This window comes from Streptomyces sp. 7R007 (assembly GCF_054850255.1).
On record NZ_JBTWMV010000048.1, the window covers coordinates 24,258 to 47,151 of the forward strand.

Here is a 22,894-nt window from a genome sequence, read left to right on the forward strand (position 1 = left end):
CGACACTCTGGACGTTTCCACAAAGCGAAATTATGATTCCGGCAAGCAGAACGTAGCTATGCACCATCAGGGAGTCAACCGACCCCCGGGTAGGCTTTGGGCCTTCCTGCCAGGCCCTTCCTGCCAGCCCCGAAAGGAACGCGCCGTGCCGACGTCCAGCGCCAGCACCACCGACTCCGCCAGGTCCTCCGCCGGCGGTGGCGTCCAGTCCCTCGAGCGCGCCTTCGATCTGCTGGAGCGGATGGCGGACGCGGGCGGCGAGGTCGGCCTGAGCGAGCTGTCCGCGACCAGCGGGCTGCCGCTGCCCACCATCCACCGCCTCATGCGGACGCTCGTGGTGTGCGGTTACGTCCGTCAGCAGCCCAATCGCCGCTACGCGCTCGGTCCCCGGCTGATCCGCCTCGGCGAGTCCGCCTCCCGCCTGCTCGGCACCTGGGCCCGCCCCTACCTGGCGCGCCTGGTCGAGGAGACCGGCGAGACGGCGAACATGGCACTGCTGGACGGTGACGAGATCGTCTACGTCGCCCAGGTGCCGTCCAAGCACTCCATGCGCATGTTCACCGAGGTCGGCCGGCGCGTCCTGCCGCACTCCACGGGCGTGGGCAAGGCCCTCCTCGCGGGCTTCCCGGACGACGAGGTGCGGGCGCTGCTGGCCCGCACGGGCATGCCGGCGGCGACGGAGAAGACGATCACCACGCCCGAGGGCTTCCTCGCGGCGCTGGTGGACGTCCGCCGCCAGGGCTACGCGATCGACGACAACGAACAGGAGGTCGGCGTCCGCTGCCTGGCGGTGCCGGTCCCCGACTCCCCCACCGCCGCGGCCATCTCGATCTCCGGCCCGGCGGGCCGCGTCACGGAGACGGCGACGGACCGGATCGTGCCGGTGCTGCAGCAGGTCGCGACGGAGCTGTCCCAGGCGCTGGCCACCCAGAACCCCGCGTGAACTAACGCTTCCCGCGCGGCGGTTCGCCGAACAGCTCCACCGCGTCCCGCACCTCCGTGAGCCCGCGCGACAGCGCGCTCACCGAACCGATCGCGCCGGCGATCACCAGCAACGAGCGGCGCAGGCGCGGCACTTCGGGGCTCCCGTCGATCGTCATGGCGGCCAGCGCGGCGAGTTCGTCCTCGGCGATGGCGCGGTCGGGGAACTCGGCCGGGTGCGCGGCGAGTTCGCGGCGCAGCCGGGACACCGCCGTCCGCAGCCCCGCCACCCTCGGGTCCTCGTCACTGCCGGTCACTGGTCTCTGCCCCAAGCTCCGCAACACAGCTCTCCCCCTCGCACGTCCTTGCGCGCCGTCGTCCGGTGAATCCCGCCCGGCGGTCCCGTCGTGTCCCGTGGCGTTGGTCGGGCGCCGGGGGACGCGGGTCAGTAAACGCCACGCGATGCCCGCCGCGCCACCGTACGGACCGAAATTCAACCCCGGGAAACCGGGCACTCGCCCCGATGTCAGGTATGCAGGACGCATGACGGAGAACGAGGACCGGATCGCGGGGCTGCTCCTGGCCGCGGGAGGCGGGCGGCGGCTCGGCGGGCGGCCCAAGGCGCTGCTGGAACACCGGGGCCGGCCGCTGGTGGAGCACGCGGTCGGCGTACTGCGCGCGGCCGGGTGCACCCGCGTCCACGTGGTCCTGGGAGCACGGGCCGCCGACGTGCGGGAGCGGGCGGAGCTGGGCGGGTGCGTGCTGGTGGAGAACCCCGGATGGACGCAGGGGATGGGGACGTCGCTGCGGGCCGGGCTGGAGTCGCTCGCCGGGACGGGGGCGCGGGCCGCGCTCGTGTCGCTGGTGGACCAGCCGGGGATCGGGGCGCGGGCGGTGCGGCGGGTGCTGGCCGCGTACGAGGACGAGTCGTCGCTCGTCGCGGCCGCCTACGACGGCGTACGCGGGCATCCGGTGCTGCTGGGCGCCGCGCACTGGGCCGGGGTCGCCGCGAGCGCGAGCGGGGACCGCGGCGCCCGCGCCTACCTCACGGCGCACGCGGCGTCGATCACGCTGGTCGAGTGCGGGGACGTGGCCCAGCCCTACGACATCGACACCGAGGCCGATCTGGTCCACCTTGAGTGAGCCCGGTGGCACGGAGCGCCACCTTTCCTCGACCCGGAGAATCTCGACATCAACAAACCATTGAAGTTCCACGATGAGGAAACTAGTATCCACTGCTCAGAAGCGCCCGACGGGTTCGAGGGCGCCGCTCGCCGTACCCGGTTCGACTGGCACCCGGTGCCACCGCTGAAGGAAGTGACCGCTCATGTCCGCACCAGCGCCGTCCCCGCTGGCCATCGTCGACGCCGAGCCCCTGCCCCGGCAGGAGGAGGTCCTCACCGAGGCGGCCCTCGCCTTCGTGGCCGAGCTGCACCGGCGCTTCACCCCGCGCCGTGACGAACTCCTCGCCCGCCGCGCCGAGCGCCGCGCCGAGATCGCCCGCACCTCCACCCTCGACTTCCTCCCGGAGACCGCCGCGATCCGCGCGGACGACTCCTGGAAGGTGGCCCCCTGCCCGCCCGCGCTCCAGGACCGCCGGGTCGAGATCACCGGCCCGACCGACCGCAAGATGACCGTCAACGCCCTCAACTCGGGCGCGAAGGTCTGGCTCGCGGACTTCGAGGACGCCTCCGCACCGACCTGGGAGAACGTGGTCCTCGGCCAGCTCAACCTGATCGACGCCTACACCCGGAACATCGACTTCACGGACCCGGCCTCGGGCAAGTCGTACGCCCTGCGCCCGGACGACGAACTCGCCACGGTCGTCATGCGCCCGCGCGGCTGGCACCTCGACGAGCGCCACCTCCAGCTGGACGGCGAGCAGGTCCCCGGCGCCTTCGTCGACTTCGGCCTGTACTTCTTCCACAACGCCCAGCGCCTGCTCGACCTCGGCAAGGGCCCCTACTTCTACCTCCCGAAGACCGAGTCGCACCTCGAAGCGCGCCTGTGGAACGAGGTGTTCGTCTTCGCGCAGGACTACGTCGGCATCCCGCAGGGCACCATCCGCGCCACCGTCCTGATCGAGACGATCACGGCCGCGTACGAGATGGAGGAGATCCTCTACGAACTGCGCGACCACGCCTCCGGGTTGAACGCCGGCCGCTGGGACTACCTGTTCTCCATCGTCAAGAACTTCCGTGACGGCGGCGCCAGGTTCGTCCTGCCGGACCGCAACGCGGTCACGATGACGGCCCCGTTCATGCGCGCGTACACCGAACTCCTCGTGCGCACCTGCCACAAGCGCGGCGCGCACGCGATCGGCGGCATGGCGGCCTTCATCCCCTCGCGCCGGGACGCCGAGGTGAACAGGGTCGCCTTCGAGAAGGTCCGCGCCGACAAGGACCGCGAGGCGAACGACGGGTTCGACGGCTCCTGGGTCGCCCACCCCGACCTGGTGCCGATCGCCATGGAGTCCTTCGACAAGGTCCTCGGCGACAAGCCGAACCAGAAGGACCGGCTGCGCGAGGACGTGCACGTCGAGGCGGCCGACCTGATCGCGGTCGACTCCCTGGACGCGAAGCCGACCTACGCGGGCCTGGTCAACGCCGTCCAGGTGGGCATCCGTTACATCGAGGCGTGGCTGCGCGGCCTGGGCGCGGTCGCCATCTTCAACCTGATGGAGGACGCGGCCACCGCCGAGATCTCCCGCTCGCAGATCTGGCAGTGGATCAACGCGGGCGTCGAGTTCGAGAACGGTGAGAAGGCCACTCCGGAGCTGGCGCGCAAGGTCGCCGCCGAGGAACTGGACGCCATCCGCGCGGAGATCGGCGAGGAGGCCTTCGCGGCCGGCCACTGGCAGCAGGCCCACGACCTGCTGCTGACCGTCTCCCTCGACGAGGACTACGCGGACTTCCTCACCCTCCCCGCCTACGAGCAGCTGCGCGGCTGACGACCCGTCACCTGTCCGAGTGGCCCAGGGACTTCCCCGGGGCCACTCGGTCGCGTACGGCCTGCTTGACGGCCGTCGGCTCGGGGAAGCCCTGCTGCCCGCGGTCCCAGACCACCTCGCCGTCCACGCGCACGACGAACACGCCGCCCTTGCCGGGCTTGAGCGACAGCTCCCCGAGCTCGGTCTCGAAGGTCGTCAGGAGCTCCTGCGCCAGCCAGGCCGCCCGCGGCAGCCAGCGGCACTGGGTGCAGTACTCGATCTGCACGACGGGCGCGACGGGTTCGACCAGTTCCCCTGTTCCGACGGGTTCGACGGGTTCGACGGGACTCATCCGAGGTGCACCGACCAATCCTGTTCCGCGGCCGGCTTGCCGTGCAGGTCGGGGACCCGCTTGAGCCAGTCCGGCCGGCCTTCCTGTGTGCGCGCCGCCCGGCGGGCCTCCTCTGCGGCGAGTTCCTCCCGGGTCGGGAAGTCGGTGGGCAGCCAGGCCGCGGAGGCCCGCACGCGCGCGTGGAGATAGCCGACGTACGCCTCGCGCATCTCGGCCGGGGTCGCGAAGTCGGTCAGCCAGTCCTCCGGCACCTCGGCGACGACCTCGCGCAGCAGGTCCTCGGTCACCCTGGGCGCCAGTTCCGCGTCGGCCGCGCGCACGTCGGGGCCGTAGTGGCCGAGGGCGTGGTGGCGGAAGTCGTAGGCCTTCGCCGGGTCGGAGCCGTCCCAGCGGTGGTGGAAGACCAGGGCCGCGCCGTGGTCGATCAGCCACAGGCGCGGCGGCACGGTGCCGAGCGTCGGCCAGACCATCAGGTTGGAGCTGTGCACCGTACGGTCGACGTTGACGGTGAGGGCGTCCAGCCAGACGATCCGGCCGGCCTCCAGGGGATCGACCGGGAAGACCCGGGCGACCTCGGGGGTGAAGTCCTTCGCGCCCGGCAGGTAGTCCATGCCGAGGTTGACCCCCCGGCTGGCGGCGTGCAGGTCGCGCACCTCCTGGTGCGGCTCGCTCTCCGCGATCGCCGGGTCGAAGTGGACCAGGACCAGTTCGGGGAAGCGCAGGCCGAGCGCCCGGGCCAGCTCGCCGACGATCACCTCGGCGACCAGCGCCTTGCGGCCCTGCGCGGAGCCGGTGAACTTCACGACGTAGGTGCCCAGGTCGTCGGCCTCGACGACCCCGGGCACGGAGCCGCCCGACCGCAACGGGGTCACGTATCGCACAGCAGTCACATCGCGCAGCACACCGGCCAGGGTATGTCAGCCCTCACCCGGCCAGCGGATTCGGCAGCGGCAGATAGCGGGCGTCCGCGCCGTCCGCGCCGGTCCAGCGCAGCAGCAGGTTGGTCTTGCCGGGCAGGGTGGGCGCGGTGAGCAGGGCGGCGGTCTCGGGCAGGCCGGTGCGGGTCAGGGCGCGGCGGGCGGCGGGCCAGGGGTCGAGGCCGGGGTGGTGTTCGGCCAGGGCGGCGGCGACCTCGGTGAGGTGGTTGACGACCAGGCAGTACACCAGCCGCTCCCAGCCGGCCGCCCGGGGGACGTCCGCGAGCAGCTTCACGCCCTCGGCGTCCCGGAACAGCGCCCGCACGGGCGTGCCGGCGGCGTCGACGGCGACCAGCGTGTTCTGCAGATGGGCCTCCAGGACGACGCCGTGGTCCGCGAAGGCGGCCAGCGCCGGGGGCACGACGGCCGCGAGATACGCCTCCCACCAGGCCGCCGGGTCGGCCGCGTGCTCCAGCGGGCTGCCGTCGAAGCCCTCCACCAGGCCGGCGGCGAGCAGCGGGGTCGCGCCGGGCGGCAGCTTGGCGCGCAGTCCGTCGCGGACGAGGACGGCGAGTTCCTCGAAGGCGAAGCCGGCGGTGCGGTAGCCGCGGTCGCTCAGCCAGGCGGCCGGGCCGCCGGCCAGGGCGCGGGCGGCGGCGCTGTCGGTCCGGCGCAGTGTGCGCAGGTCGTGGCGCCACAGCCGGCGGATGTCGTTGGTGATGCGGACGTCGAGGCTGAACTTGAGGAACAGGTCGTCCCCGGGGGCGTAGAGGGTGCGGACGGCGGCCGTGGGAAAGGCGTCGAAAGCGGTCTCGCCGAGCCGGATCAGGCGGCCGTCGGCGAAGGCGTCCGTCAGGTCGAGCAGCTCCAGCTGCCAGGGATGGGCCGGCAGCAGCCGGTAGCCGGGCGGGGCCTCGCCGAGGGCGTCGAGCGCCGAGGTGTCGCCCTCCTCGACGACCGTGTCCGCGCGCACCCCGAGCAGGGTGAGCGGGAAGCGGGCGTACGCCTCGGGGGCGTACGGCAGCCAGGCGGCGACCGGGCCGCCGCCGCGCGCCTTCGGGGCCGGGTGGCAGGGGTGGCCGGTGACCAGGGACTGCTCGGAGCGCAGGTACGGGTCCTCGGGCGCCGTGGTCCGGGCGCGGGCGGCGAGCAGGGCGGCCACGGCGTCCCGGCTGTCGATCATCTCGGCGGGCAGCTCGTGGTTGGACAGGCCGGTGTGACGGCGCAGCTCCTCGGCGACCAGTTTGACCAGTTCGGTGTGGCCGACGCGGTGCCAGCGGCCGGCCGCGTACACCTCGGGGGCGGTGGGCCGCCGGGTGCCGGTGACCCGCAGCAGCCGGTCCACGCCGGGCAGGCGGTAGGTGCGGTCCGCGACCGGCTGCGCGACCTCGCGCAGCAGGCAGTTGAGCAGGGGCGCGACCGCGTAGGCGTCGGCGCGGGCGGCCGCGTCGGCGTCATCGGCGGGCGGGGGGATGAGATCCACGCGTTCCACTCGTTCCCAGGTGTGCGTTTCGGGCGGAGACGATCAGTATGGATGCCGTCACGCCCTGTCCGTGACGCCCTACTCGTACCCGAGGAGCCCTTCCGTGCACCGTCCGCACCCCGCCGAGGCCGAGGTCGCCGAGGAACTGGCCGCCCTGCGCCCCGGTCTCGTGGCCCGCTACGAGGCCGCGCTGCCGGGAGCCCGGGCGGCCGTGCTGACCCGGCTGTGGCGCGCGCTCGCGTACGAGCCGCTGCCGTGGATCGCCGGCCGGGACGGCACCACCCTGCGGCTGCGGGACGGCCGCCGGCTGCACGGCCCGGCGTGCGACCCGTACGCCACCGCCGCGTACGTGACCTCGGTGGAGCTGGACGGCACGCCGTACGACCACCCGGCACGGCTGATGGCCGCTCTCGCGGTCCCGCACGGGACGGACTTCGCGGGCGAACTCGCGCACAGCGTGGCCTCGTTGGCGTTGTCGCGGGCGGGGCAGGGGGCCCGCCCGGAGGAGCGGCCCGGTTCGGACTGGGAGTGGGAGCAGCGGGTGGTGGACGGGCATCCCTACCATCCCAACTGCCGTTCCCGGCCCGGTTTCTCCGTCGCCGAGCAGTTCGCGTACGCGCCCGAGCACCGGCCGGTGGTGACGCTGGGGACGGTGCCGCTGCGGGAGCGGGAGTGCGTGGTGAGCGGGGCGTGGCCGGGGGAACTGCGGGATGGGGGGCGGTTGTTGCTGCCGGTGCATCCGTGGCAGGCGGAGCACGTCCTGAAGCGGTCCTGCGAGGAGTGGGCCGCGGCGCGTCCGCTGATGTCGCTGCGCACGCTCGCCGTGCCCGGCGGGCCGCACGTCAAGACCGCGCTGAGCGCCCGGCTGACGTCGTCCGTGCGGGACATCTCGGTCTCCTCGGTGTCGCTGTCGGCGGCGCTCTCGGCGTTCGGGGAGGCATTGGCGGCGCGCACGGGCGGCCTGTTGCACGTCACCCGCACGCTGGGCGCCGCCGCGGCCGGCTCCCCCGACCTGGCGGCGGTGGTGCGGGAGTCGCCGCAGACGTACGCGGCCACCGACCGCGGCGAGCGGGTGGTGCCGGTGGCCGCGCTGGCCACCACGGACCTGCCCGCATCGCCGCGCCGGCTCGTCGACCTCACGCGTCTCGCCCTCACGGTGTGCCTGCGCCTGCTGGACCTCGGTGTGGCCCTGGAGGCACACGGCCAGAACCTGCTGGTCGTGCTGTCGGGGACGGGTGCCCCGCTGCGCCTGGTCTACCGCGACCTCGCCGACATCCGCGTCAGCCCCGCCCGGCTGGCCCGGCACGGCATCCCGGTGCCGGAGCTGACCGCACGGGTCGTCACGGACGACGAAACCGCCCTGCGGCGCAAGCTGTTCGGCTCCCTGGTGGGCGGCGCGCTCGCCGGTACGGCGGGTTCGGCGCCGGCGCTGCGGGCGGCGCTGGAGACGGTCGTACGGGAGCTGCCGCGCACCCCCGACGTGGTGGCGCTGTGCGAACAGCCGCTTCCGGTGAAGGCGTTGACGCTGATGCGGCTGTCGCCGGGAATCCCCGGCGACCAGTGGACCGCTCTGCCCAACCCGCTGCGCTGACCTTCCGCTCCCGCCCCTGACCGCTCGTTTTGGATCACGGCGGCGCCGCTCCATAAGATCCGTCGATGATCAGAACACAACGGCTGGCGGCAGGCGTCTGTGCCCTGCTGGCCGCACTGACGGCCGGGTGGGCGTTCCCGGCGACGGCGGCCGCCGGCGAACCCACGGGCGAGGCCACGCCGAGGGTCGACCTCGTCCTCGACGTCAGCGGCTCCATGAGCACCCGGGACATCGACGGCGGCACCCGGATGGCGGCGGCGAAGCGGGCGTTCAACGAGGTGCTGGACGGCACGCCCGAGGACGTGCAGCTCGGCATCCGCACACTCGGCGCCAACTACGCGGGCGACGACCAGAAGACGGGCTGCAAGGACACCGCGCAGCTGTACCCGGTCAGCACGCTGGACCGCACCGAGGCGAAGACGGCGGTGGCGACGCTCAAGCCCACCGGCTGGACGCCGATAGGCCCCGCGCTGCTCAAGGCGGCCGACGACCTGGGCAGCGGCGACGGATCCAAGCGCATCGTCCTGATCACCGACGGCGAGGACACGTGCGCCCCGCTGGACCCGTGCGAGGTGGCCCGCGAGATCGCCGCCAAGGGCATCGGCATGACGATCGACACCCTCGGCCTGGTCCCCAGCACCAAGCTGAACAAGCAGCTCAGCTGTATCGCCGAGGCGACCGGCGGCACGTACACCTCGGTCGAGCACACCGACGAACTCACCGACAAGGTCAACCAGTTGGTGGACCGGGCGGCCGATCCGGTGGTGACGCCGGTGGCCACCGAGGGTGCCTCGCAGTGCGCGCAGGCACCCGCGCTGAAGTCGGGGCTGTACACCGACCGCGAGGAGTTCGGCCAGGAGCGCTGGTACCGCGTGGACGTCAACCCCGGTCAGGAGCTGCGCACTTCGGTGAGCGTGGGCGCGGACCGGGCGGTGAACCCCGACTACGGGGTGCTGCTGCGGGCGGTGACGGTGCACGGCCGCGAGATCGTGCGCGGCGAGGCCGCGGGCAACGGCCGTACGGACGTGATCTCGACGGGCCTGCGCTATCCCAAGGCGGACGGCGACGAGGACGACGCCCCGGCCGAGACGGTGTGCCTTGAGGTGACCAACTCCTTCTCGGCCGCCTCCGGGGTGAAGACCACGCCGGGGCTCCCGCTGGAGCTGACGGTGGACGTGGTCGACGGCCCCTCGCAAGCGAGCGACGTGGCCTCCTTCGGGCTGGGCCGCGGCTGGTGGCTGCTCGGGGTGCTGGTACTGGCCGGCTTCCTCGCCGGTGTGCTGTGGGGCTGGCTGTCGCGCTGGCGGGTCGCGGTCTGGAGGACCAACTGATGCGGATCACACGTGCGTTGGGCGCGGCGGCGCTGCTGCTCGGGCTCGCGGCCGCACCGGCCGTGGCCGACTCCTCGCCGTCCCCCTCGGCGTCGGCGGACGGTTCGGCGCCCACCTCGGCCGGTACGTCGTTCCGTACGGCGACGGAGATCGAGCAGGGCCAGGAGGCCACGGCGAGCGCCTCCACGGGCGACTACCTGTACTGGTCGTTCCCGGCGGACGCGGGCGAACGCCCCACCGTCGAGGCGACGGTGAAGCTGCCGGACGTGCACGGCGCGCAGACCTGGCAGATCGACGTGTACGACGGCCTGCGCCGCCGCCAGGCCTGCCAGTACGGCGCGCAGACCCGCACCGCGGCGCAGGGCGCGGCCTCGGTGGAACTGGCCTGCACGCTGCGCACCGTCCGGGCCTGGTCGGAGCCGTGGGCCGACGACCCGCTGCCGGGCACCTACTACGTCCGGCTCACGGCGGTGCGCCTCGCCACCGCCGACCTGGGCCTGCCGGTGGACACCTCGGTCCGCGTCGGCTCCAAGGACATCGGCGGCTCGGCGGCCGTGGACGGCTCGCTGGCGCAGCCGCTGGTGCCGGGGATCGCCGTCAAGGCGCAGTCGGACGAGGAGAGTTCGTCGTCGAAGTCGGCCGTGCTGTCGAGCATCGAGCCCGACGGCGGCTGGTCGTCCGGCTGGTGGTCCGACCGCTGGGTGTGGACGGCGGTGGGCGGCGTGCTGGCCGCGCTCGCCGGAGTCGGCGGATACGCGCTGACGCGGGGTTCGGGCCGGCCGTCACGGGTGCCGCCCGGCGCCTGACGGTACGTCAAGGGGCCTGCCGTACCGCCTGGTGCGGCAGGCCCCGGCCCTCCCCGGAGGGAACCTCACGCCTGCCGTGCCGCCTGGTCACGGCGGGGCCCCAGCCCCTCCCCCAGCGAACCTCACGTCTCCCGCAACGCCTTGGCCAGCGTCCCCTCGCCGGTGACGGTGACCCGCCCCGCCCGCACCGCCTCGGCCAGGTCCACCTCCCCGCGCGCCAGGGCCGCACACGTGTCGCCGTCCAGCACGAGCCGCGCGTCCGGCTCACCCGGGGCCGCCCCGTCGCCGTACACCGGCCCGTCCTGGGTACCGACGTACAGATGGAACTCCCCTTCCTCCAGCCGCACTTCGGCGACCCCTTCCCCCTGCCCGGCCAGCGCCCGCAGCAGCGGCAGCGCGAACCAGTGCGCCCGTACGGCGTCCGTGGGGCGCCGCTCGCCCAGCTCGCCCTCGCCCCACGCGCCGAGCGCCTGCAGCACCGGCAGCAACTCACGTCCGCGCGGGGTGAGTTCGTAGACGTAGGCGGCACCCGGCGGAGGCAGTCGCCGGCGCGTGGTCAGCCCGTCCCGCTCCATGTCCTTCAGCCGGGAGGCCAGCACGTCCGTGCTCACGCCGGGCAGGTCCGCGTGCAGGTCGGTGTAGCGCCGGGGACCGGCCAGCAGCTCCCGGACGATCAGCAGGGTCCAGCGGTCGCCGACCAGGTCGAGCGCGCGGGCGGCGGAACAGTACTGGTCGTAGCTTCGGCGAGGTGACATGCGACGCAGTCTAGACAAGTTGTTGGACTTTCCAAGCTCGAACTTGGTAAAACCAAGCATCACACGTAACCGGAGGGGCGAGCGCGCATGGAGTTCCGGCAGTCGAACAAGCTGAGCGAGGTCTGTTACGAGATCCGCGGCCCGGTGATCGAGCACGCCAACGCGCTGGAGGAGGCGGGGCACAGCGTGCTGCGCCTGAACACCGGCAACCCCGCGGCCTTCGGCTTCGAGGCGCCGGAGGAGATCCTCCAGGACATGATCCGGATGCTCCCCCAGGCGCACGGCTACACCGACTCGCGCGGCATCCTCTCCGCCCGCCGGGCGGTCGCCCAGCGCTACCAGACGCTCGGCCTGGAGGTCGACGTCGACGACGTCTTCCTCGGCAACGGCGTCTCCGAGCTCGTGTCGATGGCCGTCCAGGCCCTCGTGGAGGACGGCGACGAGATCCTGATCCCCGCCCCGGACTTCCCCCTGTGGACGGCCGTCACCACGCTCGCCGGCGGCAAGGCGGTCCACTACCTGTGCGACGAGCAGGCCGACTGGAACCCGGACCTGGCCGACATGGCGTCGAAGATCACGGACCGAACGAAGGCCGTGGTCATCATCAACCCGAACAATCCCACCGGCGCGGTCTACCCCAGGGAGGTCGTCGAGGGCATCCTCGACCTCGCCCGCCGGCACGGGCTGATGGTCTTCGCCGACGAGATCTACGACCAGATCCTCTACGACGACGCCGTGCACCACTCCGCCGCCGCCCTCGCCCCCGACCTGGTCGTGCTGACCTTCTGCGGCCTGTCGAAGACGTACCGGGTGGCCGGCTTCCGCTCGGGGTGGCTGGTGGTGACCGGCCCCAAGCAGCACGCGCGCGACTACCTGGAGGGCCTGACCATGCTGGCCTCCATGCGGCTGTGCGCCAACGCGCCCGCCCAGTACGCCATCCAGGCCGCGCTCGGCGGCCGGCAGTCCATCCGCGAGCTGACCGCGCCGGGCGGGCGGCTGCACGAACAGCGCAACGTGGCGTGGGAGAAGCTCAACGAGATCCCGGGCGTGTCCTGCGTCAAGCCCAAGGGCGCGCTGTACGCGTTCCCCCGTATCGACCCCAAGGTGCACAAGATCCACGACGACGAGAAGTTCGTCCTGGACCTGCTGCTGCGGGAGAAGATCCAGGTGGTCCAGGGCACCGGCTTCAACTGGCCGGCCCCCGACCACTTCCGCATCCTCACGCTCCCCCACGCGGACGACCTGGAGGCGGCGATCGGGCGGATCGGGCGGTTCCTGGGCGGGTACCGGCAGTGACGCGCTCCTAGCCTGGGCGCATGGGTGATCTCTTCCTCGTCCGGCACGGTGAGACCGAGTGGTCGCGGTCCGGGCGGCACACCGGGTGGAGCGACGTGCCGCTGACCGAGCGGGGGCGCCAGGAGGCGCGGCGGCTGGTGCCGCTGATCCGCTCGCACCGGATCGGGGCCGCGTTCGTCAGCCCGCTGCAGCGGGCGCGGGAGACGGCCGAGCTGATCGGGCTGGACGAGGCGCGGGTCGACGCCGACCTGCGGGAGTGGGACTACGGCGGGTACGAAGGCGTCACCACCGTCGAGATCCAGCGGGAGCGGCCGGGGTGGTTCCTGTTCACGGACGGGGTGGCGCCCGGGCCGCCGGAGCATCCCGGGGAGACGCCGGAGCAGGTCGGCGAGCGGGCCGACCGGATGCTGGCCAAGGCGGACGCGGCGCTCGCCAACACCGAGGGGTGCGTGGTGCTGGTGGCGCACGGGCACTTCCTGCGGGTCCTGACGGCCCGCCGGCTCGGACTGCCGCCCTCGGGCGGGGCGCTGTTCCAACTGGGCACGGGCACGCTGTGCCGGCTGGGGACGGAGCACGGGCGGCATGTGATCGCGGGGTGGAACATCCGGCCGTAGCGGTCCCCGACGGCCTGATCAACGACTCGCCGGGGCCGCGCGCGTGTGACGTCAGCCGGGCGGGCGGTCCCGTTCCGTGGGTGCGGCCTGCGGTGCCGTCCAACTGGCGAGGAGTCTGAGACGGTCCTCCGAGGGGGTGCCCGGCTCGGCCGTGTAGATGATCAGGTCGTGGACGGCCCGTTGCGGCAGCGGCAGGTCCAGGGAGCGGAAGGTCATCTCCACACGGCCGACTTCGGGATGGTTCAGCCGCTTGACGCCTTCGTGCCGGATCCGGACGTCGTGACTGGCCCACATGGTGCGGAACTCGGGGCTGAGCGTGGACAGTTCGCCGACGAGCTCGCGCAGGGCCCGGTCGTGGGGCTCGCGTCCGGCTTCGGCGCGGAGCACCGCGACCGTGGCCCTCGCGCCTTCCTCCCAGTCGGCGAAGAAGTCGCGGGAGCCGGGGTCGAGGAAGAAGTAACGGGGGAAATTGGCGCAGCCCCGGTCGCCGGTGGTGTCGCTGTCGAACATCGGCGAGTACAGGGCCCTGCACAGCGCGTTGCTCGCGACGATGTCCAGACGCCCGGTGCGTACGAAGGCGGGGGCCATGGTCATGGAGTCCACCATCCATTGGACGGCGGACGGGATCTCGACGTCCCTGCGGCGGTGCGGCCTGCGGCGGGCGGGGCGAGCCGCTCTGGCCAGTTCGAGCAGGTAGGTGCGCTCGTCCTCGTCGAGGCGCAGTGCCTGCGCGACCGCTTCCAGCACGTCCTCGGAGACGCCGCCGATGTGGCCCTTCTCCAGCCGCGTGTACCACTCGGTGCTCACGCCGGCGAGGGCCGCGACCTCCTCGCGCCGTAGTCCCGGAACCCGGCGGCGCCGGCTGGTGGGCAGTCCGACCCGGTCCGGGGTGAGCTTGGCGCGTCGGCTGACGAGGAAGTCGCGGATGGCCGAGCGGTGGTCCGTGTGACTCCCGGTGTGGTGTCCGGGCGGAGGTTCCATTCGCCCACGGTACCCACGGTCCGGCCGGCGAGGGAGGTTGAGTCCGTACCCCCCATGAACGCGACCTTGTCCGCTTCAGGCGGCGCCGGTTTCGTGGGGACCGGCGGACGTGACCGGCACTCCTTCACCTTCACCGCGAGCCGCCGTCCGCCCTCTCATCCCCACCTCAGGAGCATGACCATGACCACCAGGACCGTACTGATCACCGGCGCGACCAGCGGTATAGGCGCCCACACCGCGCGGTTGCTCGTCGACCGCGGCCACCGCGTGGCCGTCACCGGACGCGACGAGAGCAGGCTGAAGGCGTTCCTCGACGAGACCGGTCACCCCGACCGTCTGCTGGGCCTGGTCGCGGACGCGGCGGACTGGCAGGCCACCGAGTCGGCCGTGACCCGGACCGTGGAGCATTTCGGTGCCCTTGACGCGGCAGTGGCCAACGCCGGATTCATGTCCGGTGACTCCATCGGGGCCGGTAACCCGACATCGTGGGCGCCCATGGTCCTCACCAACGTCCTCGGTCCCGCCCTGCTGGCCCATGCCACCCTGCCCCACCTCGAAGCCACCGGCGGACGGCTGGTGCTCGTCGGCAGCGTCGCCGGGCTGAAGAACTCCCCCGCCAACCTCTACTCGGCCACCAAGTGGGCCATCACCGGGCTCGCCGAGAACCTGCGCCTGTACGCCACGACCCGCGGCGTCGGTGTCACTCTCGTCAACCCCGGCATGATCGACACGCCCTTCTGGCAAGGCGCCGGCGTTCCCCCCTTCGCCCTGCCGCCCCAGCCCGTCGCCGAGGCCGTCTGCTTCGCTCTCGACCAGCCGACGGGCGTCGACCTCAACACCCTGACCATCCGGCCCCTGGGCCAGCCCGCCTGAGAACGCCGTGGCGGTCGCGGCGGGTGGGTCGGTTGTCAGACCCCCGTCGTAGCCTTCCAGGCAGGTGGGAGGAGACAGGCCCGGGCCGGAAGGAGTACGCCGTGACACGACCGCCGACCGCCGCCCTGCGGCGTGTCATCGACGCCGCCGATCCCGTCACCGGGCGCCTGCGGGGTACGGAGGCGCAGTTGGCGGCGCTGGTCCGGCACGGGCTCGCCTTCCGGCACCCGCGCCCGCCGCACGACCACTTCCTGACGCCGGCCGGGCACCGGATACGGGAGGCCGAGCCCGTACCGGAGGACGCCGGGCAGGCCGCCGGGGTGTTCGCCGCGCGGGTCGGGGGCGAGGAGGCGCCGCCGCGGGGCGGGCCGGCGCGGGTGCGTGAGGTGCACAGTGCCTGGCAGGGGCTGCTGGAGCTGCGCCGGATGACCAACCCGGACGGGGCGACGAACCGGCCGTGCGGCTGGGAGCGCACGCATCTGGTGCAGGCCGCCGCGCTCGCCCTGGAGGCGGCCGGGCACCGGCCGGCGGGACCGGAGCCGGGCTACCGCGTGCGGGCGACCCCGCAGCCGGACGCCGTCGCCGTGCACGAGGCCGACCCGGAGGCGTTGCGGGCGTGCGGGGCCACGCTGGAGCGGGCGGGATGGCAGGTCGGCGAGCACAACGACCCGCGGTCCAGGGCGCGTTATCTGCTCGCATCGCCCCGGCGCGTGTGACGGGCGTGCCAAGATCGGTCGGGCGGGCAGCCGCCCGCAGGCAGACGTCCATGGCCAGAAGGGGAAGTCGTGAGCGAGCCGTTTTCCGTACCGGTGACCGTCCGCGGATACGAAACCGACATGACGGGCAATCTCAACCAGAGCGTGTACGTCAACTACGCGGAGCACGCCCGCTGGTCGCTGCTGCAGGCGGCCGGGATCACCCAGGCGGCCCTGATAGGCCGGGGCGTGGGCCCGGTCGTCCTGGAGATCACCGTCCGCTACCAGCGGGAGCTGCGCGCCGGTGACGAGGTCGAGGTGACGTGCGCCTTCGACTGGGTCGGCGGCAAGACGTTCCGCACCGAGCAGACCATCCGCAAGGCGGACGGCACGGTGGCCGCGGAGATCACGGCGGTGGGCGGCCTGCTCGACCTGAACGAACGCCGCCTGGTCACCAACCCCCAGAAGATCTTCCAGGAACTGTCCACCGACCCGACGTTCTTCGACGCCTGACCCGCCTCGGACACCTCGCGCCCGCACCTGCGCGGCAGGACGTGGCGCGCCCGGGGGCGTGGGCCGCGGTGCAGTGGCCGGCCCCGGCCGACGCCCCGCCACCGGCTGCGCTACGACGGCGCCCCGGCCGGGGCGTCGGTTTGTTGCATGTCGTAGGTTGCGCGGGACTCGGCGATGTAGACGCGGTTGCGTTCGGCCCAGTCGGTGAGGCGTTGCAGGGTTTCGTGCAGCTCGTGGGCCACCGGCGTGAGTGCGTACTCGACCTTCGGCGGGACCGTCGGGTGGACGGTGCGGGTGACGAGGCCGTCGCGTTCCAGGTTGCGCAGGGTGAGGGTGAGCATGCGGCGGCTGATGCCCTCGATGCCGCGCTCCAACTCCGTGAAGCGGATGGGCCCGTGGGCCGCGGCCACCAGGATCTGGACGCTCCACTTCCCCGCGACCCTGTCAAGAACTTCGCGGACCGGGCACGCGTGCGCGTTCACGACCTGGGAGGTAACACCGGTGTTCCTCTGGGACATCGAACTGCCTCCTTACGCCGCCCTCCATGGTTACGCACGATAAACCCCGTTACAAGTCGTGCACCTAGGAGGCCCTTGCCGTCATGCCGTCCCTGATACAGTCCGCGGCAGCCAGGACATCCCCGCCGCACCGGACGTACTCCCGCTGGACGTCCCTCGTCGTACTGTGCGCGGGCACGCTGATGACCATCCTGGACGGCAGCATCGTGACCGTGGCGATGCCCGCGATCCAGAGCGACCTGGGCTTCACCGGGCCCGGCCTGGCGTGGGTGGTGAACGCGTACCTGATCCCGTTCGGCGGGCTGCTCCTGCTGGCCGGCCGGCTGGGCGACCTGGTGGGACGCAAGCGGATGTTCACGGCGGGGCTCGCCGTGTTCACGGCCGCGTCCGTGCTGTGCGGGGTCGCCGGCAGCCAGGGCCTGCTCGTCGCCGCGCGGGCCGTGCAGGGCGTCGGCGGGGCGATGGCGTCGGCGGTGGTGCTCGGCATGCTCGTGGCCCTGTTCCCCGAGCCGCGTGAACAGGCCCGCGCCATCGCGGTGTTCAGCGCGGTCGGCTCGGTCGGGGCGACCCTCGGCACCTTCCTCGGCGGCGCCCTGACGCAGGCGCTGAGCTGGCACTGGATCTTCCTGATCAACCTGCCGATTGGCGTCGTGGCGTGGCTCGCGGCCGTGCGCGTGCTGGCGCCGGCGCGCGGCGCCGGGCTGGGCAGCGGCGCGGACTACCCGGGGGCCGCGCTGGTCACCGGCGCGCTGATGCTCACGGTGTACGTCATCGTCGGCGCCGGCGACCGCGACGCGACCGTCACGGCGCTGCTCGCCGCCCTCGCTCTCGCCCTCCTCGCCGGCTTCGTCCTCCGCCAGGCCCGGACCGCACGCCCGCTGCTGCTGCTGCGCCTCCTGCGCTCCCGGCTGCTCAGCGGCGCCAACGGCGTCCAGGTACTCATGATCGCGACGATGTACGGCTTCCAGTTCATCGGCGCGCTCTACCTCCAACGCGTCCTGGGCTTCGACGAGTTGACCACCGGGCTGGCCTTCCTGCCCGCGCCCGTCGCGATCGGTGTGCTGATGACGGCCCTGTCCGCGAGGGCGATCGCCCGCTTCGGGGCGTACCGGGCGCTGCTGGCCGGGCTGGTGCTGATCACCGTCGGCATGGCGCTGCTGAGCCGCGCGCCGGTGCACGGGGTGTACGTCACCGACGTCCTGCCGCCGATGCTCCTGCTGGCCGCCGGGTTCGCCGCGGCGATGCCCCCGCTGACCGGGCTCGCCATGTCGGGGGCGCGGCAGGAGGACGCGGGAGTGGCCTCCGGGCTCTTCAACACCACGCAGGTGGTGGGCGGTTCCCTGGGACTCGCGGTGCTGTCGACGCTGGCGGCGAGCCGGACGGACGCGCTGCTCGGCCGGGGGGCGCGGCTCGTCGCGGCGACGGCGGAGGGCTACCAGCTGGCGTTGCGGGTGGCGGCGCTGGTCGCGGCGGCGGCGCTGGCCCTGGCGGCGGTCGCCCTGCGGCCCCGCGCCGCCTGAACTCCCGCCGCCGCAGCGGCCGTTCAGTCCTGCCGGAACGCCTCCCGGTGGTCCTCGGCCCACTCCCGGTAGGTCCGCGCCGGCCGCCCCAGCACCGTCGGCACGTCGTCGGTGACGACGTCGTTGCCGCCCTCCTGGACGAACCGCGCGGTGACCACGAGGCCGTCCGCGTAGTGCTCGCTCAGACCGGAGGCCAGCAACTGCGCGCGGCGCTCCTCGGGCGACAGGTCGTGCAGCGGCACCGGGCGGCCGAGGACCGCGCCGAGGATGCCGGCCTGCTCGGCGGCGCTGAGCGTCTCGGGACCGGTCAGGGTGTACGTGTGCCCCGCGTGCCGGGGATCGAGCAGCGCGGCCACGGCGATCTCGGCCACGTCCCTGGGGTCGACGACTCCCTGGCGGCCGCCGCCCATCATGTTGGGCGCGGGGACGCCCTCCCTGACGGCCGCCGCCCAGGACAGCGTGTTGGAGGCGAAGGCGGACGGGCGCAGGACGGTCCACTCCAGGCCGCTCGCCCGTGCGGCCTCCTCGCCCGGCAGGTGCCAGGTGCCGAACTCGCCCAGCCGGGGGTCGCCGGTGCCGATGGCGGAGAGCTTCACGATCCGCCGCACCCCCGCCGCCCGGGCCGCCTCCACCAGAGCGCGGTCGTGCCCGGCGTCGTCCGGCCCGAACACCCCGACCAGGAAGGCGGCCTCGGCGCCCGCCATCGCCGCCTCGACCGACGCCCGGTCGCGGTGGTGGCCGTACGCCGTCTCCACCCCGGAGGGCACCTGGGCCCTGTCCGGGTCGCGGGTCAGGGCGCGCACCTTCTCCCCGCGTGCCGCGAGCTGTCGTACGACGTCACTGCCGATGGTGCCCGTGGCACCCGTCACTAGGATCATGCCCACCACGGTGGGCGGCGCACGGGCCGGAGTTCTTGGAAATTCCGGCACGGTTGCGGGCCCCCGGCGGGCCGGCGGCGCGCTTACGGTGGAGGGGTGACGAACGCCGTGTTCCGTGAGGTCCTGCCCACTCCCGAGGCGCTGCGCCCGTGGGTCGCCGCCATCGGGTCCGTGTCGGTCGGCGACGAGCCCGCGACGGAGCCGTTCGTGCACCTGCCCGAGGCGGCGACCCGGGTGGTCGTGCGCACCGGGGAGAGCGGCCGCCGCAGCACCCTGGTCGTCGGCCCCCGCGCCAGGGCCTCCTACCACCGGGGCAAGCGGCGCGTGTCCTGCGTCGAACTGCGGCTCGCGCCCGGCACCGTCCGCCCGCTGCTCGGCGTGCCGGCCCTCGACCTCGTCGGACGTGCGGTGCCGCTGGCCGACCTGCCCGGTTCCGTGGGCCCGCAACTGGCGGGCGAACTGGACCGGTTGACGCCCGAGGAGGCCCTCGCCCGGCTCGTCGAGGTGCTCCCCGAACGGCTCGCGGCGCATGCGGACCGCGCCCGGACCGCGTTGCTGCGGGCGGGCGTGGCCGCGCTGTCGGTCCAGGCGGGCCGGGCGCCGCGGCCGGTGCGTGCCGTGGCCCGGGAACTGGCCGTTAGCGAGCGGCAGTTGCGCAACCTGTTCGCCGAGGGCGTCGGCCTCTCCCCCAAGCACTACGCCCGCATCGACCGGGTCCGCACCGTCCTGGACCACGCCGCCACCCGCCCCTGGGCCGAACTCGCCGCCGCCACCGGCTACTACGACCAGTCGCACATGACGACCGACTTCCGCACCCTGATGGGCGTCCCACCCCGCTCCTACTTCACCGGCCGACTCCCCGAGGCGTCGCCCTGCCAGGCGGTACGGCCCCGCTGATCCCGGACGCGCCCGCCCGGCAGGGCCGTGGTCACTCGGAGGTGACGGCGGGCACCACCGGGGGGATCGCCCGCTGCGGATCGCGGCCCGGACTCAGGTGGTTGAAGACCAGGTTGAGCGCGAGGGCCGCGACGCAGCCCGTGGAGATGCCGGAGTCCAGGACGATCCGCGCGGTCCCGGGGAAGGCGTGGTAGAAGTCGGGGGCCGTGATCGGGATGATGCCGACGGCGAGGGAGACGGCGACGATCAGGACGTTGGTGTCCTTGTCCAGGCCGGCCCTGACCAGGGTCTGGATGCCGCTCGCGGCCACCGAGCCGAACAGCACCACCCCGGCGCCCCCGAGCACCGGGCGCGGTACGACGGCGATCAGGGAGGCGGCCGCCGGGCACAGGCCCATCAGGACCAGGAAGCCGCCGCCGGTGGCGACGACGTAGCGGCTGCGGATCCGCGTCATGGCGACCAGGCCGATGTTCTGGGCGAACGCGCTGCACATGAAGCCGTTGAAGAGGGGGCTGAGCGCCGAGCCGAGGGTGTCGGCGCGCAGGCCCGCGGCGATGGTCCGCTCGTCCGCGGGGCGTTCGACGATCTCGCCGAGCGCCAGCATGTCCGCGGTCGACTCGGTCATCGACACCACCATCACCACGCACAGGGAGAGGATCGCGGCGAGCTGGAACTGCGGCGCCCCGAAGTGGAACGGGGAGGGGAAGCCGACCAGGCCCGCGTCCGCCACCGGGCCGAAGTCCGTGCCGCCGACGGGGATCGCGACCACCGTGCCCGCGACCAGGCCGAGCAGCACGGCGATCTGCCGGACGAAGCCGCGGGTGAAGCGGCGCAGCGCCAGGACGAGCACGAGCGTCGCCGCCGCGAGGCCCAGGTTGGTCGCCGAACCGTAGTCGTCCGCCGCGGGGTCGGGACCCTGCGCCCAGCCGAAGGCGACCGGCAGCAGGGACACCCCGATGAGGGTGATGACCGTGCCGGTGACGACCGGCGGGAAGAAGCGGACCGCCTTGCCGAAGAAGGGCGCCGCCAGGAATCCGAGCAGACCGGCGACCATGACCGCGCCGAAGATGACCGGCAGCGCGTCGGCCCTGTCGTGGGTGGAGGCGACGATCGCCGTCATCGGGGCGACCCCGGCGAAGGTGACGCCGTTGACGAAGGGCAGGCGGGCGCCGATCTTCCAGATGCCGAGCGTCTGGAGGAAGGTGGCGAGGCCGGCGGTGAACAGGCAGGCGCCGGTGAGGAAGGTGAGGTCGGCGGCGGACAGGCCGACCGCCGCGCCGACGATCAGGGGCGGTGCGACGACTCCGGCGTACATGGCGGCCACGTGCTGCAGGCCGGTGGCCGCCATCTTGTGCGCGGGAAGTTTCTCGTCGACGGGGTGGACGGGCACTGCGTTCACTGCGGCTCCTCCGGGCGGGTGACACGTCGGCTCTGACGTGGGTTTCAGGGAGGTGGTGCGCGTGGGCATGGGGGCGCCTCCCGTTCGAGCGGAGTCGAGAAGGGGGAGGGCCCGGGGACGGTGGCCGTTCCGGGGCGCACGCGTCCACGTGCGCCCCGGAGACGGTCGTCATGGACCCGGCTCGGGTCCATGACCACCGGTCGAGGGCCGTCCCCCTCGACCGGAGGTCTCCAACCGGTCAGCCCTGCGCGGCGATGCGCGCCAGGCGCTGGGCCTGCTCCCGGGTCGAGCGGGCGATCGCGTCCTCGTCGACGTGCGACAGGCGGCCGTCCTCGACGATCTGACGGCCGTTCACGAACGACGCCGTGACCGGGGCCGCCGCACCGAAGACCAGCGCGGTGACCGGGTCGGCGATGGAGGCGTGGGCGAGGGTGTCCAGCCGCCACAGCACCAGGTCGGCCAGCTTGCCCGGCTCCAGCGAGCCGATCTCGCCCGCGCGGCCCAGGACCTGGGCGCCCCCGTAGGTGCCGAGGCGCAGCGCCTGGCGGGCGTTGAGGGCGGCCTCGCGATGGGCGCCGAGGCGATTGATGAGCAGGGCGTTGCGCAGCTCGGTGTGCAGTTCGCCGGACTCGTTGGAGGCGGTGCCGTCGACGCCGAGGCCGACCGGGACGCCGGCCGCCAGCATGTCCGGCACCCGGGCGATACCGGCCGCCAGGCGGGCGTTGGACGAGGGGCAGTGGGCGACACCGGTCTTCGTGCGGGCGAAGGCGGCGATGTCGGAGTCGTTCATGTGGACGCAGTGGGCCATCCACACGTCCTCGCCGAGCCAGCCGGTGGACTCGAAGTAGTCGGTCGGGCCCATCCCGAACAGCTCGTGGCAGAACTTCTCCTCCTCCACCGTCTCCGAGCCGTGGGTGTGCAGGCGCACGCCGAGCCGGCGGGCCAACCGGGCGCCCTCGCGCAGGAGTTCGGTGGAGACGGAGAAGGGGGAGCAGGGCGCCACGGCCACCTGGGTCATCGCGTCGAAGGAGGCGTCGTGGTGCTCCTTGACGGTGGCCTCGGTGGCGGCGAGGGCGCCGTCGAGGGTCTCGACGGCGAAGTCCGGGGGCAGTCCGCCGTCCTTCTCGCTGCGGTCCATGGAGCCGCGGGCGAGGGTGAAGCGGACGCCCGTCTCGCGGGCGGCGCGGATGATGGCGCCGGACAGGTCGCCGGAGCCCGCCGGGAAGACGTAGTGGTGGTCCATGGCGGTGGTCACCCCGCCGCGGGCCATCATCGCCAGGGAGCCCTGGGCGGCGGCGTGGACCATCGGCTCGTCGATGCGCGCCCACGTCGGGTAGAGGGCGACCAGCCAGTCGAAGAGGTTGTGGTCCGTGGCCAGGCCCCGGGTGATCCACTGGTAGAAGTGGTGGTGGGTGTTGACCAGGCCGGGCGTCACGAGGTGGCCGGTGGCGTCGATGCGGCGTACGACGTTCTCCAGGCCCTCGGGGGCCCGGCCCGCGCCGAGCGCCTCGATGCGATTGCCGGCGATGACGACGTACCCGCTCGGGTACTCGGTGTCGTGCGCGTCGACGGTCGCGATCGCGCAGTTGTCGATGACGATGCGCCGGGTGGCTGCCATGCTCGTT

At 73.3% G+C, this 22,894-nt stretch carries 23 protein-coding genes; 13 read left to right on the forward strand and 10 right to left on the reverse strand.

Going from position 1 to position 22,894, the window contains the following annotated elements; translation table 11 throughout:
* The first annotated feature begins 145 nt into the window (after positions 1-145).
* Complete coding sequence (locus ACYF6T_RS36780) at positions 146-943, forward strand: IclR family transcriptional regulator (RefSeq protein ID WP_461702028.1); 798 nt, start codon at positions 146-148, stop codon at positions 941-943.
* 1 nt (position 944) lies between these two features.
* Here the strand turns inward: ACYF6T_RS36780 and ACYF6T_RS36785 are convergent, their stop codons facing one another.
* Positions 945-1,238 carry a DUF5955 family protein gene (locus ACYF6T_RS36785; protein ID WP_461702030.1) on the reverse strand — a complete coding sequence of 98 codons (294 nt, stop codon included), beginning with the start codon at positions 1,236-1,238 and terminating at the stop codon, positions 945-947.
* A 226-nt stretch (positions 1,239-1,464) separates the two neighbouring features.
* Between ACYF6T_RS36785 and ACYF6T_RS36790 the strand changes: the two genes are divergently transcribed.
* Both ACYF6T_RS36790 and aceB read left to right on the forward strand, forming a co-directional pair.
* On the forward strand, positions 1,465-2,064 hold the full coding sequence (locus tag ACYF6T_RS36790) for a nucleotidyltransferase family protein (protein ID WP_461702031.1): 600 nt from the start codon (positions 1,465-1,467) through the stop codon (positions 2,062-2,064).
* Positions 2,065-2,248: 184 nt separating this feature from the next.
* Positions 2,249-3,871 carry a malate synthase A gene (aceB, locus tag ACYF6T_RS36795; RefSeq protein WP_461702033.1) on the forward strand — a complete coding sequence of 541 codons (1,623 nt, stop codon included), beginning with the start codon at positions 2,249-2,251 and terminating at the stop codon, positions 3,869-3,871.
* 7 nt (positions 3,872-3,878) lie between these two features.
* Here aceB and ACYF6T_RS36800 read toward each other — a convergent pair whose 3' ends face one another.
* Genes ACYF6T_RS36800 through ACYF6T_RS36810 form a run of 3 tightly spaced genes read right to left on the reverse strand, consistent with a single transcriptional unit; the run spans position 3,879 to position 6,602 of the window.
* Positions 3,879-4,202, reverse strand: a complete 324-nt coding sequence (locus tag ACYF6T_RS36800; protein ID WP_461702035.1) for an Rdx family protein — start codon at positions 4,200-4,202, stop codon at positions 3,879-3,881.
* Entirely contained in the window at positions 4,199-5,104 is a 906-nt protein-coding gene (locus ACYF6T_RS36805; RefSeq protein ID WP_461702037.1) for a HipA family kinase, read from the reverse strand. The genes ACYF6T_RS36800 and ACYF6T_RS36805 overlap by 4 nt, the downstream gene beginning before the upstream one ends.
* A gap of 22 nt (positions 5,105-5,126) precedes the next feature.
* A complete protein-coding gene (locus ACYF6T_RS36810; RefSeq protein WP_461702039.1) occupies positions 5,127-6,602 on the reverse strand; it encodes an IucA/IucC family protein in 1,476 nt (491 codons plus the stop codon).
* A 103-nt stretch (positions 6,603-6,705) separates the two neighbouring features.
* On the opposite strand from ACYF6T_RS36810, the gene ACYF6T_RS36815 reads away from it, so the two are divergent.
* From ACYF6T_RS36815 to ACYF6T_RS36825, 3 genes are all read left to right on the forward strand, one after another.
* Positions 6,706-8,193, forward strand: coding sequence for an IucA/IucC family protein (locus tag ACYF6T_RS36815; RefSeq protein WP_461702041.1), 1,488 nt, complete (start codon positions 6,706-6,708; stop codon positions 8,191-8,193).
* Positions 8,194-8,258: 65 nt separating this feature from the next.
* On the forward strand, positions 8,259-9,524 hold the full coding sequence (locus ACYF6T_RS36820) for a VWA domain-containing protein (RefSeq protein ID WP_461702043.1): 1,266 nt from the start codon (positions 8,259-8,261) through the stop codon (positions 9,522-9,524).
* Positions 9,524-10,330, forward strand: coding sequence for a hypothetical protein (locus tag ACYF6T_RS36825; protein ID WP_461702045.1), 807 nt, complete (start codon positions 9,524-9,526; stop codon positions 10,328-10,330). The genes ACYF6T_RS36820 and ACYF6T_RS36825 overlap by 1 nt, the downstream gene beginning before the upstream one ends.
* Before the next feature lie 122 nt (positions 10,331-10,452).
* Here the strand turns inward: ACYF6T_RS36825 and ACYF6T_RS36830 are convergent, their stop codons facing one another.
* A complete protein-coding gene (locus ACYF6T_RS36830; RefSeq protein ID WP_461702047.1) occupies positions 10,453-11,085 on the reverse strand; it encodes a winged helix-turn-helix transcriptional regulator in 633 nt (210 codons plus the stop codon).
* A gap of 87 nt (positions 11,086-11,172) precedes the next feature.
* Between ACYF6T_RS36830 and ACYF6T_RS36835 the strand changes: the two genes are divergently transcribed.
* Entirely contained in the window at positions 11,173-12,381 is a 1,209-nt protein-coding gene (locus ACYF6T_RS36835) for a pyridoxal phosphate-dependent aminotransferase (RefSeq protein WP_461702049.1), read from the forward strand.
* A 20-nt stretch (positions 12,382-12,401) separates the two neighbouring features.
* A complete protein-coding gene (locus ACYF6T_RS36840) occupies positions 12,402-12,995 on the forward strand; it encodes a histidine phosphatase family protein (protein ID WP_461702050.1) in 594 nt (197 codons plus the stop codon).
* A 51-nt stretch (positions 12,996-13,046) separates the two neighbouring features.
* Here ACYF6T_RS36840 and ACYF6T_RS36845 read toward each other — a convergent pair whose 3' ends face one another.
* Positions 13,047-13,976: a helix-turn-helix transcriptional regulator gene (locus ACYF6T_RS36845; protein ID WP_461702052.1), complete on the reverse strand. Its 930-nt coding sequence runs from the start codon at positions 13,974-13,976 to the stop codon at positions 13,047-13,049.
* Between the two features lie 180 nt (positions 13,977-14,156).
* Between ACYF6T_RS36845 and ACYF6T_RS36850 the strand changes: the two genes are divergently transcribed.
* From ACYF6T_RS36850 to ACYF6T_RS36860, 3 genes are all read left to right on the forward strand, one after another.
* Positions 14,157-14,849, forward strand: a complete 693-nt coding sequence (locus ACYF6T_RS36850) for an SDR family oxidoreductase (protein WP_461702054.1) — start codon at positions 14,157-14,159, stop codon at positions 14,847-14,849.
* A 101-nt stretch (positions 14,850-14,950) separates the two neighbouring features.
* Positions 14,951-15,565: a hypothetical protein gene (locus ACYF6T_RS36855; protein ID WP_461702056.1), complete on the forward strand. Its 615-nt coding sequence runs from the start codon at positions 14,951-14,953 to the stop codon at positions 15,563-15,565.
* A gap of 69 nt (positions 15,566-15,634) precedes the next feature.
* Positions 15,635-16,057: an acyl-CoA thioesterase gene (locus ACYF6T_RS36860; protein WP_461702058.1), complete on the forward strand. Its 423-nt coding sequence runs from the start codon at positions 15,635-15,637 to the stop codon at positions 16,055-16,057.
* A 110-nt stretch (positions 16,058-16,167) separates the two neighbouring features.
* On the opposite strand, the gene ACYF6T_RS36865 is transcribed toward ACYF6T_RS36860, so the two are convergent.
* Positions 16,168-16,575, reverse strand: coding sequence for a winged helix-turn-helix transcriptional regulator (locus tag ACYF6T_RS36865; RefSeq protein WP_461702060.1), 408 nt, complete (start codon positions 16,573-16,575; stop codon positions 16,168-16,170).
* Between the two features lie 83 nt (positions 16,576-16,658).
* On the opposite strand from ACYF6T_RS36865, the gene ACYF6T_RS36870 reads away from it, so the two are divergent.
* A complete protein-coding gene (locus ACYF6T_RS36870) occupies positions 16,659-18,095 on the forward strand; it encodes an MFS transporter (RefSeq protein WP_461702062.1) in 1,437 nt (478 codons plus the stop codon).
* 23 nt (positions 18,096-18,118) lie between these two features.
* On the opposite strand, the gene ACYF6T_RS36875 is transcribed toward ACYF6T_RS36870, so the two are convergent.
* Positions 18,119-18,973: an NAD(P)H-binding protein gene (locus ACYF6T_RS36875; RefSeq protein ID WP_461702064.1), complete on the reverse strand. Its 855-nt coding sequence runs from the start codon at positions 18,971-18,973 to the stop codon at positions 18,119-18,121.
* A 96-nt stretch (positions 18,974-19,069) separates the two neighbouring features.
* Here ACYF6T_RS36875 and ACYF6T_RS36880 point away from each other — a divergent pair, with 96 nt between their 5' ends.
* Positions 19,070-19,870 carry an AraC family transcriptional regulator gene (locus ACYF6T_RS36880; RefSeq protein ID WP_461702066.1) on the forward strand — a complete coding sequence of 267 codons (801 nt, stop codon included), beginning with the start codon at positions 19,070-19,072 and terminating at the stop codon, positions 19,868-19,870.
* Positions 19,871-19,901: 31 nt separating this feature from the next.
* Here ACYF6T_RS36880 and ACYF6T_RS36885 read toward each other — a convergent pair whose 3' ends face one another.
* Together ACYF6T_RS36885 and ACYF6T_RS36890 are read right to left on the reverse strand one after the other, a co-directional pair.
* Entirely contained in the window at positions 19,902-21,260 is a 1,359-nt protein-coding gene (locus ACYF6T_RS36885) for a nucleobase:cation symporter-2 family protein (RefSeq protein ID WP_461702094.1), read from the reverse strand.
* A 247-nt stretch (positions 21,261-21,507) separates the two neighbouring features.
* Positions 21,508-22,887 (reverse strand): 8-oxoguanine deaminase, encoded by a 1,380-nt coding sequence (locus ACYF6T_RS36890; protein ID WP_461702068.1) that lies wholly within the window; start codon positions 22,885-22,887, stop codon positions 21,508-21,510.
* Positions 22,888-22,894 lie beyond the last annotated feature (7 nt).